14 protein-coding genes are annotated in these 19,639 nt (G+C 60.2%); 8 read left to right on the plus strand and 6 right to left on the minus strand.

Annotated features, from left to right (window positions below):
• Positions 1–10: 10 nt before the first annotated feature.
• Positions 11–1,330, minus strand: a complete 1,320-nt coding sequence (locus AC6I8P_RS20320; protein ID WP_021509553.1) for an MFS transporter — start codon at positions 1,328–1,330, stop codon at positions 11–13.
• Between the two features lie 207 nt (positions 1,331–1,537).
• Here AC6I8P_RS20320 and AC6I8P_RS20325 point away from each other — a divergent pair, with 207 nt between their 5' ends.
• Entirely contained in the window at positions 1,538–2,710 is a 1,173-nt protein-coding gene (locus tag AC6I8P_RS20325; RefSeq protein ID WP_459732467.1) for an ROK family protein, read from the plus strand.
• A gap of 102 nt (positions 2,711–2,812) precedes the next feature.
• Positions 2,813–4,249, plus strand: a complete 1,437-nt coding sequence (locus AC6I8P_RS20330) for a sugar porter family MFS transporter (protein ID WP_498031297.1) — start codon at positions 2,813–2,815, stop codon at positions 4,247–4,249.
• 61 nt (positions 4,250–4,310) lie between these two features.
• On the opposite strand, the gene AC6I8P_RS20335 is transcribed toward AC6I8P_RS20330, so the two are convergent.
• On the minus strand, positions 4,311–5,060 hold the full coding sequence (locus AC6I8P_RS20335) for an SDR family oxidoreductase (RefSeq protein ID WP_058758842.1): 750 nt from the start codon (positions 5,058–5,060) through the stop codon (positions 4,311–4,313).
• 144 nt (positions 5,061–5,204) lie between these two features.
• Between AC6I8P_RS20335 and AC6I8P_RS20340 the strand changes: the two genes are divergently transcribed.
• Positions 5,205–6,110, plus strand: a complete 906-nt coding sequence (locus tag AC6I8P_RS20340; protein WP_058758841.1) for a LysR family transcriptional regulator — start codon at positions 5,205–5,207, stop codon at positions 6,108–6,110.
• Positions 6,111–6,323: 213 nt separating this feature from the next.
• Complete coding sequence (locus AC6I8P_RS20345) at positions 6,324–7,187, plus strand: DMT family transporter (protein ID WP_498031298.1); 864 nt, start codon at positions 6,324–6,326, stop codon at positions 7,185–7,187.
• 29 nt (positions 7,188–7,216) lie between these two features.
• Here AC6I8P_RS20345 and AC6I8P_RS20350 read toward each other — a convergent pair whose 3' ends face one another.
• Together AC6I8P_RS20350 and AC6I8P_RS20355 are read right to left on the minus strand one after the other, a co-directional pair.
• Positions 7,217–9,031 carry a glycoside hydrolase family 15 protein gene (locus tag AC6I8P_RS20350; RefSeq protein WP_498031299.1) on the minus strand — a complete coding sequence of 605 codons (1,815 nt, stop codon included), beginning with the start codon at positions 9,029–9,031 and terminating at the stop codon, positions 7,217–7,219.
• Positions 9,032–9,105: 74 nt separating this feature from the next.
• A complete protein-coding gene (locus AC6I8P_RS20355; protein WP_021509546.1) occupies positions 9,106–9,999 on the minus strand; it encodes an SDR family oxidoreductase in 894 nt (297 codons plus the stop codon).
• A gap of 303 nt (positions 10,000–10,302) precedes the next feature.
• Between AC6I8P_RS20355 and fdhF the strand changes: the two genes are divergently transcribed.
• From fdhF to AC6I8P_RS20375, 4 genes are read left to right on the plus strand one after another with little or no spacing between them, the layout of a single operon-like run.
• Positions 10,303–13,275: a formate dehydrogenase subunit alpha gene (gene fdhF, locus AC6I8P_RS20360; RefSeq protein WP_498031300.1), complete on the plus strand. Its 2,973-nt coding sequence runs from the start codon at positions 10,303–10,305 to the stop codon at positions 13,273–13,275.
• Positions 13,275–13,760 carry a hypothetical protein gene (locus tag AC6I8P_RS20365; protein ID WP_021509544.1) on the plus strand — a complete coding sequence of 162 codons (486 nt, stop codon included), beginning with the start codon at positions 13,275–13,277 and terminating at the stop codon, positions 13,758–13,760. The genes fdhF and AC6I8P_RS20365 overlap by 1 nt, the downstream gene beginning before the upstream one ends.
• Positions 13,753–15,123: a cytochrome ubiquinol oxidase subunit I gene (locus tag AC6I8P_RS20370; protein ID WP_394521919.1), complete on the plus strand. Its 1,371-nt coding sequence runs from the start codon at positions 13,753–13,755 to the stop codon at positions 15,121–15,123. The genes AC6I8P_RS20365 and AC6I8P_RS20370 overlap by 8 nt, the downstream gene beginning before the upstream one ends.
• 11 nt (positions 15,124–15,134) lie before the next feature.
• The gene (locus AC6I8P_RS20375) at positions 15,135–16,094 is read left to right on the plus strand and encodes a cytochrome d ubiquinol oxidase subunit II (protein WP_141496062.1); all 960 of its coding nucleotides are present in this window, start codon (positions 15,135–15,137) and stop codon (positions 16,092–16,094) included.
• 204 nt (positions 16,095–16,298) lie between these two features.
• On the opposite strand, the gene AC6I8P_RS20380 is transcribed toward AC6I8P_RS20375, so the two are convergent.
• Together AC6I8P_RS20380 and AC6I8P_RS20385 are read right to left on the minus strand one after the other, a co-directional pair.
• Positions 16,299–17,438: an ABC transporter substrate-binding protein gene (locus tag AC6I8P_RS20380; RefSeq protein ID WP_498031301.1), complete on the minus strand. Its 1,140-nt coding sequence runs from the start codon at positions 17,436–17,438 to the stop codon at positions 16,299–16,301.
• On the minus strand, positions 17,428–19,527 hold the full coding sequence (locus tag AC6I8P_RS20385; RefSeq protein WP_498031342.1) for a TonB-dependent siderophore receptor: 2,100 nt from the start codon (positions 19,525–19,527) through the stop codon (positions 17,428–17,430). Before AC6I8P_RS20385 ends, AC6I8P_RS20380 begins: the two co-directional genes overlap by 11 nt.
• Positions 19,528–19,639 lie beyond the last annotated feature (112 nt).

The raw sequence follows: 19,639 nt of genomic DNA on the forward strand, positions 1-19,639 counted from the left end.
AACGCTCCGTTTACTCCGATGCGATGGAATCTAACCGGCGCAGGCGCTGCGCCGCCGGGTTGTGCTGCTCGCCCGGATCGAGCGGACTGAGCAGATAACGCCACGAGATAAACGCACTCACCAGATACAGGAAGGCGTAGCCCCAAACCACCCCGAGTGTGCCGAGCAGCGCATTGATTGCGCCGTACAGCGCCGGTCCAAAGAAAGTGGACAAGCCGGCGGCGAAGCAGTAAATCGCCATGGCGTTACCTTTATCCTTCGGCTGGCACAGCGAGGAGAACAGCGCGGCGGCGGGCACGTAGCCGCACAGCGTGATGCCGTACAGGCAGGCGCAGATCACGCTGAGCACAAAGCTGCCGTGACTCCACTGCGGCACAAAGTACATCAGCAGCATCGAGACGCCGGAACCCAGGCCGCCGAACACCGTCAGCACTTTGCGCCAGCCGATGCGGTCGCTCAGCTTGCCAACGATCGGATTAAAGCTCATGCCCACCAGTCCCATGATGGTGATCAGGCTGAGGTATTCGGTCTGGGAAAAGCCAATCTGTTCGGTGAAAAAGCCCGGCAAAAAAATAAAGAAGCCGAAGTAGGGCGTGGTGTTGATGATGCGCACCACTGCCGCGGCAGCGATGCGCGGCTCACGCCACAGAATATCGATGCCGCCCATCAGCGTGCGCAGCGTGCCCTGCTGACGATGTTCGGCATCCAGCAGCGACTGATAACCGCTGCGCTCTTTCAGCGCCAGCAGCATCACCAGCAGACCGATCGCCACCAGACCCAGTGACAGCCAGAAGGTGGCGTATTCGCCCACCAGGCGGATAGAGAAGATCGCTACCAGCGAACCGAGCGTCGGCAGCCCGCCGGTAAATGCCAGCCAGAACCAGCCGGTGGCGGAGCCGCGCATCTCCGCCGGGGCCGCCGACTGAATCCACACCAGAAAGGCGTAGGCAAACATCGGATAAGCCACGCCGCGCAGGCCATAGGTTAGTGCCAGCAGCAGCACGCTGTGTGACGGCAGCGCCACGGCCAGGAACAGCACTTCAAACACAATCCAGATCAGGCCGCCCGCCAGCATCACTTTACGCGGGCCGATCAGCGTTGACAGCGAACCGGCCAGCCATGAGCCCAGCGTGACGGTGACGCCGTAAAAGGCGATTACCCAGGCAGCGATATTCAGGGAGAAGCCGTTTTCGTGCAGATAGGGCGCGAGATAGTTGGACTCGACGCCGTCGCCAATCATAAACAGCAGGACCGCCAGATAGCCCCAGGCCAGCGCGGGCGGAATGCCGAGGCGGATCAGCCACGGATGGGTTGCAGGTGATGTTGTCATTATGTTTTCTCTGTAGGGTTGGTGTCAGCACAGCCAGATAAAGCGTTCGCCCGGCATTATCAGAACGTTTTTTACCGGGATAGCCCGAACGGGTTGTTATGAGCAGGGACTCTAAAGCACGGCAGGCGCGCAGGATGGCGCAACCATCACAGAAGTCAGTAAACACTGTTTAGTAAGATGAGCGCGGATGAAGCGAAAGGAGGCCGCGTGAAAACCGTCGGACTGAATAATTTCCAGGTGCGTAAGCACAACAAAGCGCTGTTTATGCAGTTAATGTGGCGTCATAAACGTCTGAGCAAATCGCAGCTGGCACAGCTCAGCGGCCTGACCATTCCGGCGGCCAGCAAGATTTTGCAGGAGCTGCTGGAGCAGGGCCACGTGCAGCACTCCAGCGCCACGCTGAGCACGCGCGGCAACAGCAACGGCAGTTTTCAGCTGCCAGCCGAGGGCGCGTGGACGCTGTGCCTGTGCGTCAAGCCGACCAGCATTGAACTGCAGCTGGCGGATGCGCAGTTGGTGGCGCAGGGCGACTATCAGCAAATCAGCATCAACGCGCAGACGCCAGAGCAGCTGCTGGCAGAGATTGAAACGGTGTGGCGCGCGACCTGTAAACGCTGGCCGAAGCGGCAGATTAATCTGGCGCTGGCGGTGCACGGGCAGGTCGATCCGGTAACCGGCGTCTCGCAGCATATGCCGCAGGCGGCGTGGCGCAGCCCGCTGCAGCTGAAGTTTCTGCTGGAGGAGAAGCTGGCAGTTGACGTCCGCGTCGATAACGACTGCGTGATGCTGGCGCTGGCGGAAAAGTGGCTGAACCGCAATGCGCTGGCCGAATTCTGCGTCATCAATGTCGATTACGGCATCGGCTCATCATTTGTCATCAACGGCGAGATCTTTCGCGGCAACCTGTACGGCAGCGGGCAGATTGGCCACACCATTATTGATCCGCACGGGGAGCGCTGTAACTGCGGACGGCAGGGCTGCCTGGAGACGGTCGCCTCGCTCAGCACGCTTAAGCGGCTGGCGCATCAGCGCGCGCCGCAGGCGGTGCAGCCCACCAGCCGTCAGCTGCTGGCTGCCTGGCAGGCCGGCGAGCCGTGGATCGTCGAGTGGGCGCAGCGCAGCGCGGAAGCCATCGGCATGAGTCTGTACAATTTCCTTAATACGCTGAATATCAATCAAATCTGGCTGTACGGTCGCAGCTGTACTTTTGGTGAGAGCTGGCTGCAGACCATCGTGCACCAGATTGATTTCAATCCTTTTGATCCGCGCGATGCGCTAAAAAGCAAAGCCACCAACGTGCATTTTGGTCAGCTGGATCGCGCCCGTCAGGTCCTCGGCATCGGTTATCTCTATGTCGAGGCCGATCCCGGTACGGCGTAGTTTACTAAACTCCTGTTACTAAAATCTGTGAGGGCCTGAACTTTCACCCTGCGGTATCGGTGGTGAGATAGCCGCACTTTGACCCTGGTGCGGAGAGTGGCCGTGAACAATCATCAACATCTGAATATGCGTTACGTGTGGAGCATCTGTCTGGTGGCAGCCTGCGGCGGTTTGCTGTTTGGCTATGACTGGGTGGTGATTGGCGGGGCCAAACCCTTCTATGAGGCCTGGTTCAACGTCACCGATCCGGCGGCATCCGGCTGGGCGATGAGCTCGGCGCTGGTGGGCTGCGTATTTGGCGCGCTGGTGTCCGGCTGGTCAGCGGACAAGCTGGGGCGGCGGCTGCCGTTGATCGTCGCCGCACTGCTGTTTGTGGTGTCGGCGATCGGCACCGCGCTGGCCAGCAGCTTTACGCTGTTTGTCTGGTGGCGCATTATCGGCGGCGTCGGCATTGGTATCGCCTCGGCGCTCAGCCCGATGTACATCGCGGAGATCAGCCCGGCAGACAAGCGCGGCAAGTTTGTCGCGGTTAACCAGCTGACAATCGTTATTGGCGTGCTGGCGGCGCAGCTGATCAACCTGATGATTGCCGATCCGGTCGTCGGCGCATCAACCCATGCGGCGCTGCGTGAAACCTGGAACGGTCAGGTTGGCTGGCGCTGGATGTTCGCCTCGGCTGCCGTGCCGTCGCTGGCGTTTCTGCTGCTGATGATGTGGGTGCCGGAATCACCGCGCTGGCTGATGCTGGTGGGCCAGCCGCAGCGCGCGCTGACGATGCTGAATAAAATTGGTTCGCCTGCTTATGCGCAGCAGACGCAGCGCGAGATTGCCCGCGCGCTGGAACAGGATCGCCAGCAAACGCGCGCCCGCGCCGGCTCGCTGCTGGCTCCGCGCACGCTGCCGATTGTCATCACCGGCATCGTGCTGGCGATTTTCCAGCAGTGGTGCGGTATCAACGTGATTTTCAATTATGCGCAGGAGATTTTTGCTTCGGCTGGTTTCGATATCAACGGTACGCTGAAGTCGATCGTGGCCACCGGCCTGATCAATTTGCTGGCAACAGTGCTGGCGCTGCCGCTGGTGGACCGGCTCGGTCGCCGCAAACTGATGCTGATCGGCGCCGGAGGACTGACGCTGTGTTATGCACTGATCGCCGGTGCCTACACGCTGGGCATCACCGGCTGGCCGGTGCTGATTCTGGTACTGGCGGCGATTGCGGTTTATGCGCTGACGCTGGCACCGGTCACCTGGGTGCTGCTGGCGGAAATTTTCCCCAACCGGATTCGCGGTCTGGCGATGTCGGTCGCCACGCTGGCGCTGTGGATTGCCTGTTTTGTGCTGACTTATACCTTTCCCATCCTCAATGCCGGACTTGGTGCAGCGGGCAGCTTTATGCTGTATGGCGTGATTTGTGCGGCGGGCTTTGTCTTTGTGCTGCGTCGCGTGCCGGAGACCAAAGGCATATCGCTGGAGCAGCTGGAGCAGCAGCTCACCGCTGGCGAGCCGGCAGCGGTGGCAGGTGAGCATTCGCTGCGTTAACCGCAGCCATGCTTCAGGCAGAAAGCCGGTGCGCCGGGCGGCGCACCGGTACAATACCCGCTTACACCTGCGCCATACCGCCATCGACAAACAGTTCGGCTGCATTAATAAAGCTGGCGGCGTCGGAGGCGAGAAACGCCACCACCTTGCCAATCTCTCCCGGCTCACCCAGACGACCGAGCGGTACCTGCGCGGCCAGCGCATCGAACAGCCCCTGGCGCTGATCTTCCGGCACCAGGCCGCCTAAGCCTGGCGTCTGTACCGGGCCAGGGCTCACCACGTTAATGCGGATGCCGCGGTCTTTCACATCCAGCGCCCACGAGCGGGCAAAGTTACGCACCGCCGCTTTACTGGCGCTGTAAACGCTGAAGCCCGGCGTACCCTGAATCGCGGCGGTGGAGCCGGTGACAATCACCGATGCCTTATCGCTCAGCAGCGGCAGCGCTTTCTGCACGGTGAACAGCACGCCGCGGACGTTGGTACTGAAGATACGGTCAAAATGTTCTTCTGTGATGGCCCCCAGCGGCAGCATGTCGCCGCCACCGGCGTTGGCAAACAGGATATCCAGCCGGCCGGCCTGGCGTGCAATCTGCGCATAGACGGCGTCGAGGTCGCTTAACTGTGCTGCATCGGCGCGAATGCCGGTGGCGGTGGCGCCGATGCTGGCGACGGCCGCATCCAGCTCAGCCTGACGACGACCGGTGATAAACACGCGTGCGCCCTGTGCCGCCAGTTCCTGAGCGGTGGCGAGGCCAATACCGGAGGTGCCGCCGGTCACTAAAGCAATTTTGTCTTGCAGAATCAGGTTCATAGTATGTACTCCACAGTTGATCAGGTTAAGTGGTGACGGCCTTGCCGTCGGTGAAGTGCACTGTAGCGCTGCCGCTTTTACGGATAAATGGTGTAAAATCGAAAGGACTATTTCTCTGGGTGGATAATCAGGTTAGGGGTAACAATGGATCAATTGCTGGCAATCCGGGCGTTCGCCCGCGTGGTCGAGGCAGGCAACTTTACCCGGGCCGCCAATTCACTGGATATGCCTAACGCCACCCTGAGTAAGCTGGTGCAGGAGCTGGAAGCGCATCTCGGCGTGCGCCTGTTGCAGCGCACCACGCGCCGGGTCACGGTGACGGCAGAAGGGCGCGATTACTACGAGCGGGCGCTGCGCATCGTGCGCGATCTGGAAGATATCGATTGTGCGTTCAATAGCGTCACGGCAAAGCCGCGCGGTCAGCTGCGTATCGATATCGGCGGTTCAACGGCGCGTGATGTACTGCTGCCGGCGCTGCCCGATTTTGTCGCCCGGTTTCCCGATATTACCCTGGACCTTGGCGTGTCCGATCGCACCGTGGATCTCATCAGTGATAACGTGGACTGCGTAGTGCGCGGCGGTCCGCTGAGCGATTCGTCACTGGTGGCACGGCACTTAGGCAATGCGCAAATGATCACCTGCGCCACGCCCGGCTATCTGCGGACCTACGGCATTCCGGCGTATCCGCAGGAGCTGAACAATGGCCACCGCATCATCAGCTATCTGTCGCCGCAGAGCGGGCGCGCCTTTCCGCTGCGCTTCCGCCACGGCGAAGAGCGAATCGAGGTCAAGACCGCGCACCGCGTTGGCGTCAATGAGAGCAACGCGCACCTTGCCGCGGCGGTGGCGGGTCTGGGCATCATTCAGACGTTCCGTTACGCTGCGGCCGCGGATTTGCAGGCCGGACGGCTGGTGGAGATCCTCGCCGACTGGCGTCCGTCCGACTATCCGTTCCACGTGGTCTATCCGCAGAGCCGCCATCTCACCCAGCGCCTGCGGGTGCTGATCGACTGGCTGCGTGAGGTGTTTCCGCAACGGCTAAATGGATGACATGGTGTAAACAATCTGTTAACGTTTGGCCTCAACCCCATGCTACAGGCGCGTTTATGACACTCTCTGCTGATTCCGCATCGTCATCTGACTTTCGCCTGTATGCGCCTTGCTGCCCGCCACCTCCGGCACGCGTTGTGATTCGCTAAGTATCGAACTTCCTGCGCCTCGCTAAGCGAGCGCGCTAACAACGTTTGTTTCAGGAGCAATGCTATGCGTTCTTCTTCTTCGCTGACTTCGCAGGCAGCGACGTCAGGCTTTGTGCTGCTGTGGGGCAGCGCAGCCATTTTCTCGCGTCTCGGGCTGGATAATGCCTCACCGCTGGCACTGCTGGTGGTGCGTTTTAGCATCGCGCTGGTTGCGCTGTTGCTGGTGGGACTGTTTCGCCGCCGCTGGCTGCCGCAGCCCGGTACGCGCCCGCGCGTAATGCTGACCGGCCTGGTGTTGATCGGCGCTTATTCGCTGTGTTATTTCCAGGCGATGGCGGAGGGCGTGACGCCAGGGCTGATCGCCACCATCATGGGCATCCAGCCAATTCTGACGCTGTGCCTGGTGGAGCGGCGTCTGCCGGGCAGGCGGTTGCTGGGCTTAACGGTCGCGCTGGCGGGGCTGATACTGCTGGTGTGGCGCAGTCTGGCGGCGTCGCAGCTGCCGCTCAGCGGCGTGCTGTTTGCGCTGGCCGCGCTGCTGTGCATGACCTTCGGTGCCATCATGCAGCAGCGGGTGACGCAGCATCCGGCGCAGGTGCTGCCGCTGCAGTACGGCGTGAGTTTACTGCTGTGCCTGCTGTTGCTGCCGGTTAAACCGTTTCATGTTAGCTTCACGCTGCATTTCTGGCTGGCCGCGCTGTTCCTCGGCGTGATGATCTCCGTGGTGGCCCAGCTGCTGCTGTATCGCTTACTGAGCGCGGGCAGTATCGTAAATGTCACCAGCCTGTTTTATCTGGTGCCGGTGATTACCGCGCTGCTCGACTATCTGCTGCTGGGTAACCGACTGCCGTGGCTGAGCCTGCTGGGCATGGCGGCGATTCTGGCGGGTATCCTGCTGGTGTTTCGTGCGCCACAGCCTTCGCTTTAACATCATGCCCCGCCAGCCGGCGGGGCATTTCAGCCATGATCTGTCAGCGCCTGTGCGGCGCAAATTAATGCCAGATGACTGAGGCCCTGCGGCATATTGCCGCGCCATTCGTCACTGCGCACATCAAACATTTCGTTGAAGGTTTCCACGTTGCCGCGCTGGCACAGTTTGCCGAGGATCTGCTGCATGGCCTTTTCGGCGCGCGTGCATTCTCCCAGCGCCGCCCAAGCTTCCACCAGCCAGAATGAGCAGGCGATAAAGGTGCTCTCTTCCTGTTCCGTGCCGCTGTAGCGATACAGCATGGCGCTACCGTGTCCCAGTTCCTGCTCAATGGCAAGGTAGGTGGCTTGCATACGTGCCGGGTTGACGCGGCTGCCATAGGGATGCACCAGCGCCAGCGCAGCGTCCAGCCTGCCGTTGCTATCGGGATAAAACACATACGCCTGTTTCTCTTCGTTCCAGCAGTGCGCTTCAATCCAGCTGCTGATGCGGTCGCGCTCGCGCTGCCAGCGTTTCAGCCAGGTCGGTTCAATGTGGCGCGCTTCGGCCAGCGCCACGGCACGGTCGAGGGCCAGCCAGCAGGCCATCTTTGAATGCGTATAGTGCTGCTGCTCCGGCAGTTCCCAGATACCGCTGTCTTTCAGCCGCCACCGATCGGCACAGTGATTGGCCAGCGCACCCAGCATGCGCGAGGTGGCTAAATCCAGTACGTGCCCGGCGCGTATAAACAACTCGGCGGTCGCCAGCATATCGCCGTACATGCTCAGCTGCAGCTGGTCGCGGGCGTTGTTGCCCACGCGTACCGGCTGGGAATGATGATAGCCACGCAGCGGCACAAAGCGTTCGGCAGGCACTTCGTTACCCTCCAGCGTGTAGCAGGTGCGCAGCGCGGTACCGTGGCGGATAATGGTTTTCGACAGCCAGGAGAACGCCGCTTTACAATCTTCCAGCGCACCGAGAAAAACAAAGGCTTTGATGATCAGACAGGCATCGCGTACCCATGCATAGCGGTAGTCATAATTCTTTTCCCCGCCAATGCCTTCCGGCAGCGAGGTAGTGGCTGCCGCCGCCAGCGCGCCGGTGGGGGAATACCATAAAAATTTCAGCGACAGCGCCGAGCGGCGCACGTGCTCAGCAAAGCGCCCCTGATAGCTCAGGCTGCGGGTCCAGTCGCACCAGGCGGTATGGCTGGTTTCAATCCGGGTATCGATCGCCTCCAGCGGCGGCACCGCCAGCGGTTCGCGCTCGGTGACCAGCAACGCCACCAGCGATCGACTGTCCGCAGCCGTCCGCAGCGTAGCGCTGATTTGCTCATCGTCACGCTGTTCGATCTGCCAGTCCTCGCTGGTGCGCAGCATCGCCAGCAGATCGCCAACGTGGTAGACGTCGCCCTGTTCGGTGCTGTCCTGCCACGGCGAGCGGGTTTCGGCAACGGTGCCAAAGCGCAGCGTCAGGCGCAGCGTCACTTCGCCATCAACGCCTTCCACGCGCCGCGCCAGCTCACTCCACGGCAGACGACCAGCCAGCGTGCTGTTTAGCGATTCGGTCAGCAGTACGCTGCCGTTATCGGTAAAAAAGCGGGTTTCCAGTACGTTGCTGTCAGCACGGTAGGCGCGTTCGGTACGATAAGGGGCATCAGGTTCGATCTGGAAAAAACCGCCGATCTCGGGATCGAGCAGGCGATCAAACAGCGGGGCGGAGTCAAGGTTGGGCGCGCACCACCAGTCAATCGCGCCGTCGGGCGCGATCAGCGCCACCGACCGGCCCTCGCCGATGGCCGCGTAGTCACCGAGACGCGCGAAGCCCCGTTCGCGCACCGGCGACTGGAACGTTTGATTATTCATGGATCTTCCCTGTCAGCAGAAACGGCAGCGTGGCCGCCTGCTGGCAGCCACGTAATGCGGGTGGAATTCCCCGGTCAGACGGTACCGGTACCGCCATCGGAGCACCACACCTGACCTGAGGTGAAGCTGTTGGTGGTTTCAGCGAAGGTCACGTACAACGGCGCGATTTCAGCCGGCTGACCCGGACGCCCCAGTGGCGCGCTGGCACCAAACTTCTCGATTTTTTCCTGCGGCTGACCGCCGCACACCTGCAGCGCGGTCCAGTACGGTCCTGGTGCTACAGCATTGACGCGAATTTGCTGCTCGCCCAGCTGCTTCGCCAGCGCTTTAGTAAAGGCGGCGATCGCGGCTTTGGTTTGCGCATAATCCAGCAGTATGGCGCTCGGTTCATACGCCTGAACCGACGAGGTATTAATAATGGATGATCCGGCAGGCAGATATTCCAGTGCCGCTTTGGTGATCCAGAACATAGCGTAAACATTGGTCTTAAAGGTGGCGTCAAAATCTTCCGTTGAGAGCGTGCGAATTGACTCATTAAATTGCTGGCGACCGGCGTTATTCACCAGAATATCCAGACCGTCGAGTTTTTCTGCTGCCTCTTTTACCAGCTGCTGGCAAAAAGATTCTGAGCGAATATCACCCGGAATAGCCACCGCTTTACGGCCTTCCGCTTCGATTAATTGCACCACTTCAGCGGCGTCCTGCTCCTCTTCCGGCAGGTAGTTGATTGCCACGTCAGCCCCTTCACGAGCATACGCAATGGCGACTGCGCGGCCAATGCCGGAGTCGCCACCGGTAATCAGCGCCTTGCGCCCGGTTAAACGGCCAGTGCCGCGATAGCTGGTTTCACCGTGATCGGGACGGGGTTCCATCTTACTGGCTAATCCCGGAATGGGCTGATGCTGCTTTTTGAATGGCGGCTTTGGATATTCCTGGGTAATCAGCGTTTTGTTAGTAAATGAAGTCATACCTATCTCCTTGTACAGTGGAACGAGTAAATTAAGCCTGGCAGAGATGTGATATTTGTCACGTCAAAAAATAAGCAGTCGCGCTTTATTAAAGCGTGGCGGCAGTGGCTGAAATGATATTTTTAGTTACAAAATCACTAACGTAATGATTATTTTAGCGCTGCGTAAGCTGTGCGCATTATTAAGCGAATCGGCCTGCTTGCGGGATAAAAATTTGTTTCTAAGCTCTATGCATAACTTTACATAATAACCGGCGCTGGCCGGCCCGAATAATTATCAGCGATGGCTTAAACGAGGCGTTAAATGAGCGAAGCACAATGTACCATTATATTTAATGGTGAGCGCTTAAGCGGAACCGCAAATCAACCGTTAATTGATTTTCTGCAGGAGCAGGGAAAAAAACTGCCTCACGTCTGTTATCACCCGGCGCTGCCGCCGCTGCAAACCTGTGATGTCTGCTGGGTGGAGGTGGATGGCGAAGCCGTGCGCGGTTGCACGTTACGCAGCGCCGAGGGCTTGCGCGTGGTCAGCCAGAGTGCGGTACTGCAGGCGGCACAGCAGGAGGGCATGGACCGCATCCTCAATCGCCACGAACTCTACTGCACGGTATGTGAACACAATACCGGCGACTGCACGTTGCATAACACCGTCGCGGATATGCACATTCCGATTCAGTATTACCCCTACCAGCGCAAACCGGACAGCAAAGACCACAGTAATCCGTTTTATACCTACGATCCGGATCAGTGCATTCTGTGCGGACGCTGCGTGGAGGCCTGCCAGAATGTCGAGGTGAATGAGACGCTGTCGATTGATTACAACGCCGATCACCCGCGCGTGCTGTGGGATGGCGGGACGCAGATTGCCGGTTCCAGCTGCGTCAGCTGCGGGCACTGCGTGACCGTCTGTCCGTGCAACGCGCTGCTGGAAAAAACCATGCAGCCCGACGCCGGTCCCTTCACCGCAATGGATGAAGACCTGAAGCGGCCGCTGATTGATTTCGTCAAATCACTGGAAAACAGCATCGGCATGGAGCCGATCACCGGAATTTCGCTGATCGATGATGCGCTGCGCAAAGTCGAAATTAAAAAAACCAAAACCGTCTGCACCTATTGCGGCGTCGGCTGCAGTTTTGAAGTCTGGACGCGCGATCGCGACATCCTCAAAATCCAGCCGGTGGCCGATGCGCCGGTTAACGGCATCTCAACCTGTGTCAAAGGCAAATTTGGCTGGGATTTTGTGAACAGCCCGAACCGGCTGACCACGCCGCTGATTCGTGAAAACGGCCAGTTCCGCCCTGCCAGCTGGGAAGAGGCGCTACAGCGTGTGGCCGACGGCCTGCGCGCGGTGGCACGCCAGCACGGCGGTAACGCGATTGGTTTTATTGGTTCCAGTAAAGCCAGTAATGAGGAAGCCTATCTGACGCAGAAGATCGCCCGTCTGATTTTCGGCACCAACAACGTGGACAACTCCTCGCGCTATTGCCAGAACCCGGCGACGGAAGGGCTGTTTCGCACAGTGGGCTACGGCGGCGATGCCGGTACGCTGCGCGATCTGCAGCAGACCGACCTGATCATCACCGTTGGCAGCAACCTGGCGGAAAATCATCCGGTTTTCGCTTCACATATCAAACAGAGCCACAAACATCGCGGACAGAAGCTGCTGGTGGTCGATCCGCGCCGTCACGAAATGGCCGAGCGCGCCGATTGTTATCTGCGCATCCGCCCCGGCACCGACATGGTGTGGGCGTCGGCGATGGCGCGCTACATGTTTGACCACGGTTATGCTGATGAAGCATTCCTGCGCGAGCGCGTAAATCAGGTGGCGGAATACCGCGCCTCGCTGGCGCCTTTCACCCTTGAGATGGCCAGTGAAGTCACCGGCCTGAGCGTGGCGCAGCTGACTGAGGCCGCCGAGATGATCGGCAACGCGGGCAGCGCCTGCCTGCTGTGGGCGATGGGCATTACGCAGCACAGCCACGGTGCGGATACCAGCACTGCGCTCTCCAATCTGCTGCTGGTGACCGGCAACTACGGCCGGCCCGGCACCGGCGGCTATCCGATGCGCGGTCACAATAATGTGCAGGGTGCCAGCGATTTTGGCTGCTTAAGCAATGTCTATCCCGGCTACGAAAAAGTGACCGATGCGCAGGTACGGGAAAAGTGGGCGCGCGCCTGGGGCGTGGCGCCGGAAGCGCTTTCCTCAGAGGCCGGGCTGGATAACTTCATGATGGTGGAAGACGCGCATAAACAGCGGGTGCGCGCCATGTACATCATCGGCGAAGAGACCGCCTTTTCTGATGCGGACTCGACCAAAGTGCACGAAGCCTTCAGCCGGCTGGATTTCATGGTGGTGCAGGACATCTTCATGAGTCGCACCGCGCAGTTCGCGGATGTGGTGCTGCCTGGCTGTCCGAGCCTGGAGAAAGAGGGCACCTTCGTGAATACCGAACGGCGCATTCAGCACTTCTCGCCTGCGTTTGCGCCGCTCGGCGACAGCCGGCCTGACTGGCAGATACTGACGGAGGTCGCGGCGCGTCTCGGCCATCACTGGCACTACCCGAATCCCGGCGCCATTATGGCAGAAGCTGCGGGTATCGCCACGCTGTTTGCCGGGGTCAGCTATGAGAACCTCGTCGGCTGGCAGTCACAGCTGTGGCCGGTAAACGCCGACGGCAGCAGCACGCCGCTGCTGTATACCGAGGCGTTCGCCTTTCCTGATGGCAAAGCGCGTCTGTATCCACTGACGTGGCAGCCACCGATGGAAGCGCCCGATGCGCAGTACGATCTGCTGCTGAACAATGGCCGCATGCTGGAGCATTTCCAGTCGACTAATCAGACCGGGCAGGGCGGGCGCATCAAATCGCTGTCGCCCAACTGGTTTGTTGAGATTTCGCCGCAGCTGGCGCAGGAGCGGCAACTACAGCAGGGCGACTGGGTGGAGCTGCGTTCGCGCCGGGGAAGCGTAGAGGTGCCAGTGGTGGTGACCGAACGGATGGCCGGCAATGTGCTGTTCATTCCTATCCACCATGGCAAACCGGGGGTGAACGGGCTGACCGGTGAACACCACGATCCCGACGTCAACACCCCGGCCTATAAAGAGATTGCGGTAACGATGCGTAAACTGGCGCATGCGCCACAGCCGCACCCGATTCCGCTGCACAACTTCCGCCACGGCCAGCGCACGCCGCTGGATCATCTGCCCGTTGAACAAAAATGGCAGCAGCCTGAATACCGGTTGCCGCCTGAACACGTTTCGCATCCGGAGAAAAGCTAATGGCCGAACCGCTGCACTATCAACCCACTCCGACGCGCACCGAACCCAGCGCGCAGGAGGCGCTGAACGAACTGCTGGAGAATCTGCATCAGCACGGTTTCCTGCGCCTGGCTAATGACATGGTAAAAGCCAACAATGACATCGGCAAAATCGTCGCCGCCGGGCTTAACCGGCCCGGCACGCAGAATGCGGTTCAGAACCTGTCGCTGCTGTTTATGACGCTCAGCACCGTACCGCCGGAGCGTTTCAACCATTTACTGCTGGCGCTGCGCGATGCCCTGCTGGCGATGAAGCCGGCCAGCGACACGGCGCAGCAGGAGAAAAGCGCGCCGGGCGTCAGTGGCGTGCTCAAACTGCTGAATGATGAGGCGCTGTGGCAGGGCATCCGGCCACTGCTGGCGGCGCTGGAAACCTTCGCGCGCGCCATGCAGGGTGACGAAGAGAAGCCGATCACCCGCTACAGCGGTAAGCCGAGCCGTGAGTAGCCAGGAGTGGGTGCTGCTGATCGCGCGCGGTCAGTTTGCCCTGACGATGGGCATGCACATTACTCTGGCGGCGCTGACGCTGGGGCTGGCTCCGTTTCTGGTGTGGTTTGAAGCGCGCTGGCTATGGGGCAGGCGGCCGGAAGCGCATCAGGCGCTGCACTTCTGGATCAAGGTATTCGCGCTCACCGTGGCGATTGGCACCGTCTCCGGCGTGATCATGGAGTTTCAGTTCGGCACCCACTGGTCGGTGTTTGCCAGCAAAGCGGGCGGCATTATCGGTCCGCTGATGCTGTATGAAGTGCTGATCGCTTTTTTCCTCGAGTCGGCGCTGACCGGCGTGATGCTGTTTGGCATCGATCGGGTGAAACCCGGCGTGCATTTCGCCATTACCTGTCTGGTGGCGCTCGGCGCGATTTTTAGCGCTTTCTGGATCCTCGCCGCTAACTCCTGGATGCAAACGCCGCGCGGTTTTACGCTCAATGACGCCGGTCAGTTTATGCCTGACAGCGCCTGGAGTTTGATTTCCGCGCCCTCATTTGGCTGGCGGCTGGCGCACATGCTGCTGGCCTCGTGGATCAGCGTGGCGTTTTTGCTGGGTGGCGTCGCGGCGTGGCGCCTGCTGCGTAATGCTGGCGAGGCCGCCAGCCGGCTGATGCTGCGCAGCGCGCTGACGGTGTCGCTGTGCATCCTGCCGCTGCAGATGGTGGTGGGCGATCTGCATGGCGAAAACACCCGTGACTATCAGCCCGCTAAACTGGCGGCGATCGAGGGCGGCTGGCAGCCGCCTGCACCAGGGGAGGGCGAGCCGCTGCGGCTATTTGCGCTGCCCGATCAGGCGCAGCAGCGGAATCACGCCGAGCTGGCGATCCCGGCTATCGGTTCGCTCTACCTGCGCCATAACCTCAGCGGCCACATCAAAAGCCTGCGTGAATTTCCGCGCGACAGCCTGCCGCCGGTGCTGCCGGTGTTTTTTGCCTTTCGCCTGATGGTGGGACTGGCGCTGCTAATGCTGCTGAGCAGCCTGGCGGGCAATGTGCAGCGCTGGCGCGGTCGTCTTGATCAGTCGCGGCGCGTGCTGCGTCTGCTGGCGCTGATGTCACCGGCTGGCTTTGTTGCGCTGCTGGCGGGCTGGGTGGTGACGGAGGTTGGCCGGCAGCCGTGGACGGTATACGGCATGCTGCGTACCGCCGACAGCCTGGCGCCAATGTCCCTCGGCAGCAGCGTCGCCATTTTCGTGTCGGTGGTGGTGATTTACGCACTGAGTTTTGCCTTTGGTCTGGGTTATCTGCTGCGCCACCTGGCGGCACCGCTGCCGGATCCGCAGGCGACGGCGGTAGCGGAAACCATACAGACGCCAGCCTGAGGAGGGTGAGAATGTTGGTCGAACTTTCTGCTGTGCTCCTGCTGTTTGCCCTGCTGATGTATCTGGCGCTGGATGGCACGGATAGCGGCGTGGGGATGCTGCTGTACAGTTTCGACCAGCCACAAGAGCGGCAGTGGATGGTGCACAGCCTGCTGCCGCTGTGGGATGCCAATGAAACCTGGCTGGTGTTGCTGGCGGGCGGCATGCTGGCGCTGTTTCCGCCGCTGTACAGTCTGCTGTTACAAACGCTGAAGGTGCCGCTGTTTCTATTCCTGCTGGCGCTGTTTTTGCGCGGGCTGGCGCTGGCGTATCGCGGTCAGCCTGGCGAGACCGGGCGACGCTGGCTGGACCGGCTGCTGATGGTCAGCTCGCTGCTGGCAGCGTTTCTGCCAGGCTGGATGAGCGGGTTGATGCTGGTGTCGCGTCCGCCCAGCGGGATTGTGATTGATTTTTCGCTGGTGCCGCTGCTGTGCGGCCTCGGGCTGGTGGCGGTTGATCTGCTGCTGGGCTGCTGCTGGCTGTGCTGGCGCATTGGCGAGCCGGTGGTGGAGCGGGCGCGGGCGCTGGCCATGCTGTGGTGGGTGGTGACGCTGGCCTGCTTTATTGCCGTGCTGCTGCTGGAGCCGGCGCTGTGGCAGCAGAGCTGGCAGCGCTGGCCGGGAAAAGTGTTGCTGAGCCTGTTGCCTGCGCTGTGGCTGCTGCAGCTGCTCACGCTGTGGCGGGAAGCAATGGTGGCGTTGCTGATGATTACGCTGGTGCAGACGGGCGTGGTGGTCGCGGCGCTGGCGTGCGGGCTTTATCCGTGGTTGCTGCCGTGGCAGCTGGAGATGCACCAGCAGGCCTCCTCGCCGGTGACGCAGGGGTTTGTGGTGACGGGTTTATTGATTGTGTTGCCGCTGACGCTGCTGTACCACAGCTGGGCGTTCTGGGTGTTTAAGCGCCAGCCGCAGGCAGCGCAGCGGTCGCCATAAATGGCAACCCTACAGGACATAGCTCAATTGCGCAGCAGTTTCAGGTATTTCACGGATCCGCCGGTCGCCATAAATGGCGACCCTACAGGGACCATTCCCGGGGGCGCATCAATGCATAACGGCATCGGGCCTGAGGTCATCTGTAGGGTGCGCATTCATGCGCACCGGAATGGCCGCACAGAAATATCAGGATGAACAGCACGGTTAATCCACCGCCGGAATCCGCATAAACAGCGTGCCGCGATAGGGGATCGGCAGGAAATCACGGAACAGGGTTTCCAGCGTCTGCTGCGGATCGATGTCGGCGAACAGCTGCGGATATAGCGTTTTTGCCATAAACTCGGTCACCGCAATGTGCCACGGGCTGAGGTAAAAATTCATCCAGATTGCCGCTGCATGGCCGTTGCGAATCGCCTTCAGCTCACGCAGGCCGTTCTGCTGCGCGGTGAGCTGGCGGAAACTGCTCAGCACCGCGTCGGGCGCGACGTCCGGCCCGAGGCGCAGCAGGCCTGCGCTGGCGTTATCGCCAAAGCCGGTGGCAAAGTAATACTCAGGCTGGGCTACGATCACCTGCTCCTCACTCAAACGGCCAAACACGCCGTGCTGAGTTTTGCCAGCAATATTGTCGCCGCCGGCGGCGTTGAGCAGCTCGCCCAGACTGCCGTTAATCGCCGTCACGCAGCACTCGTTGCGCCGTCCCAGATGCAACTGCAACAGCACCGTGGGTTTCGGCCCGTGATAGCGCGCCAGCCGTTCCTCAATCACCTGCAGATGCGCACTGTAAAAGCGGTTGAATGCCGCCGCGCGCGCCTGCTGATTCAGCACCTCACCAAAAATCTCTACACTGCGCCGGGTGTTCTTTAACAGATGTACGCGCAGATCGATCTTCACTACCGGAATATGCGCAGCATTCAGGATGCTGACCAGCCTCAGATCGGCATCATCGTAGCGCGCCAGACTGGGCAGAATGACCACGTCCGGCCGCAGGGCGAGAATCTGCTCCGGATTGATCGCCTGAGGGCCGCCCGATCCGAGCGTCGGGATGTTCAGCATCTGCGGAAACCGCTGCGCAAAACTGTTCCACGTCTGGCTGTCATACTTTTGCAGATCGCGCGGCCAGCCGACGATGTGGCGGAACGGGTCATCCGGCGCCAGCAGTGCCAGGGTATACAGCATGCGGCTTTCACCCAGCACGATGCGCTGCGGATTATCGGGAATCTCCACCCGATTGCCGTCAATATCGGTGATCACCCTGGCCAGCGCGCTGGTGCTGAACGCCAGCAGCAGGAGGGCTGCCAGCCAGGCACGCCACGTCAGCGGCTTTTTCGCTCGATCAGAATTCAACGCTGGCCTCGACCATCATGTTACGGGTTTCCCCTTCGCGCACGCGCAGGTTGCCGCCGCTGGAGGTGTAATAGTGCTTATTGAACAGGTTATTCAGGTTAAGCTTCAGCTGGGTTTTCTCGCCAAACAGCTGATTATTCCAGGCGATAAAGCTGTCGGCGACCACATAATCCGGCAGCGTAAAGCTGTTCTCCGGATCACCGGCGCGTGAGCCAACGTAGCGCGCACCGCCGCCGACGCGGAAGTCACCGGGAATGCCGTTCAGCGTCAGGTTATGGCTCAGGTAAAGCGCCCCGGCGTGACGAGGTGCATTCTGCAGGCGGTTGCCATTGTTCGCCGGATTGACGCCATCGTCGACGATTTCAGCCTTATCGTAGCTGTAGTTGGCGCTCAGATCCCAGCCCGGCAGCACTTCCCCATTGAGCTCAAATTCAGCGCCGCTCGAACGCGCTTTATTGATGGCGCGCGTGGTGCCGTTAATGTTGAGCGACATATCGCGTTCGTCGATGCGGTACAGCGCTACGCTGGCAAACAGCCGGGGCGAAATCTGCCACTTGCTGCCCACTTCCCATGTGGTGCCCTGTTCCGGCTTGCCGACGTTGCCGTCATCGTCGACGTCAGTCGACGGCGTAAAGGATTTGCTCACGCTGCTGTACAGTGAGACATCCGGCGTCAGTTTGTAAATCAGCCCGGCCTGCGGCAGGAACTTGTTGCCCTCGCTATCCAGCGTTTGCACCACCGGATCGAAGCCCTTTGACGCGCGCTGTTCATAGTGCTGATAGCGTCCGCCCAGCACCGCAATCCAGTCGTCGGTGAGCGAAATGCTGTCTTTGGCGTATACCGAGCGACTGTGCAAGCGGTTAAGCAGGTTAGCGTTGGCGCTGTTTTCACTGCTGCTGTTGGTGAGCGGTGCCAGCATATCGTATTGCGGATCGTACAGGTTGAAGGCGGTGTTCGCTTTGCCCTGATACTGGTGCGCACGGTAAGTCTGGTTCATTTCATAATCGGTGCCGAACACCACATCGTGCGTCATGCCAAACAGCTGCGGTGAACCGATCACATCCCACGCCACGTATTTGGTTTTATGGTTGAAGCCACGGTTGGCGTCGGCGCGGCGCGTCACCACGCCGGTGGTGGGGTTGATCGCCGTAACCCGCACTTCGTTGTTGTCGTACTGACGCTGGTTCCAGCCAAAAGTCAGGCGCGTGCTCCACGCCTCATTGAACTGCCAGTCGTAGTGCGCGTTCAGGGTTTTATTGTGGCCCCACGCATGGTTAGCTTTATCGTCCAGGCGATCTTTATAGCCAATCGCTACCGGCTTACCGTTACCAAACGCCGTGCCGCGATCGTAGGGAATATCGTATTGATAATCTTCGTAGCTGATGAGGAAGCTGGCCTGCTCGCCATACCACTGTAGCGAGGGGGCGATTAAGGTGTGTTTATCGCTGCCGAAATTGCGCCAGTAATCCTGATTCTGCTTTTCGGCAATCAGGCGGAAAGCAAAACCGTTGCCGAGCGGGCCGGTGACGTCCAGCGTGCCGGCGGCGCCGCCCTCGCTGGCTGCGCGACCGCTGACTTTGGTGTGCCAGGTGTATTGCGGCTTTTTGCTCACAATATTGATCACGCCACCGGGATTCTGGATACCGTACAGCAGCGAAGCCGAGCCCTTCAGCACCTCGACACGTTCGGTGGTGGCATCAAAATTCAACCCCTGGCTGCTGCGCACGCCATCACGATAGATGGAACCATCCGAGTTGCTGCCAAAGCCGCGGCGTACAAAGCCATCTTCGGTACCTGCCAGCGTATTGCCTTCGCTTACGCCGCTGACAAAGCGCAGCGCGTCGGCGAGGCTGGCGGCCTGATAATCCTCCAGCTGCTGTTGCGTCACCACGCTCACCGATTGGGCTTCATTGAGGCGCGACACCGGCGTTTTACTGGCGACCGAACTGCTGGTGGCGCTATAGCCGTCGTCACTGTTTTGCTGCTGTGCCGTTACGGTGAGGGTGCTGTTTTGTTCAGCGGCAAGGCTGTCAGTACTGCTGAGTGCCGTTACGCCGTAAATAGCGGCAAGGATAGCCGGATGGCACATTAATTTAACCGCCCGCGGTGAGTTGTTCTGCATCGAATATAAACCTGGTGTAATTGCGGGATTATTTATTCCGCGCAACGAAGCTATCAGTAAAATGCTGCCGGTGACGAAC

This window comes from gamma proteobacterium symbiont of Lampromicra miyakona (assembly GCF_059730895.1).

Bases quoted from the DNA above. Each gene is read 5' to 3' on its own strand.
- AC6I8P_RS20365 (WP_021509544.1), top strand. From the start codon at position 13,275: ATGGCCGAACCGCTGCACTATCAACCCACTCCGACGCGCACCGAACCC.
- AC6I8P_RS20350 (WP_498031299.1), bottom strand. From the start codon at position 9,031: ATGAATAATCAAACGTTCCAGTCGCCGGTGCGCGAACGGGGCTTCGCG.
- AC6I8P_RS20345 (WP_498031298.1), top strand. From the start codon at position 6,324: ATGCGTTCTTCTTCTTCGCTGACTTCGCAGGCAGCGACGTCAGGCTTT.
- AC6I8P_RS20335 (WP_058758842.1), bottom strand. From the start codon at position 5,060: ATGAACCTGATTCTGCAAGACAAAATTGCTTTAGTGACCGGCGGCACC.
- AC6I8P_RS20375 (WP_141496062.1), top strand. From the start codon at position 15,135: ATGTTGGTCGAACTTTCTGCTGTGCTCCTGCTGTTTGCCCTGCTGATG.
- fdhF (WP_498031300.1), top strand. From the start codon at position 10,303: ATGAGCGAAGCACAATGTACCATTATATTTAATGGTGAGCGCTTAAGC.
- AC6I8P_RS20385 (WP_498031342.1), bottom strand. From the start codon at position 19,527: ATGTGCCATCCGGCTATCCTTGCCGCTATTTACGGCGTAACGGCACTC.
- AC6I8P_RS20355 (WP_021509546.1), bottom strand. From the start codon at position 9,999: ATGACTTCATTTACTAACAAAACGCTGATTACCCAGGAATATCCAAAG.
- AC6I8P_RS20320 (WP_021509553.1), bottom strand. From the start codon at position 1,330: ATGACAACATCACCTGCAACCCATCCGTGGCTGATCCGCCTCGGCATT.
- AC6I8P_RS20340 (WP_058758841.1), top strand. From the start codon at position 5,205: ATGGATCAATTGCTGGCAATCCGGGCGTTCGCCCGCGTGGTCGAGGCA.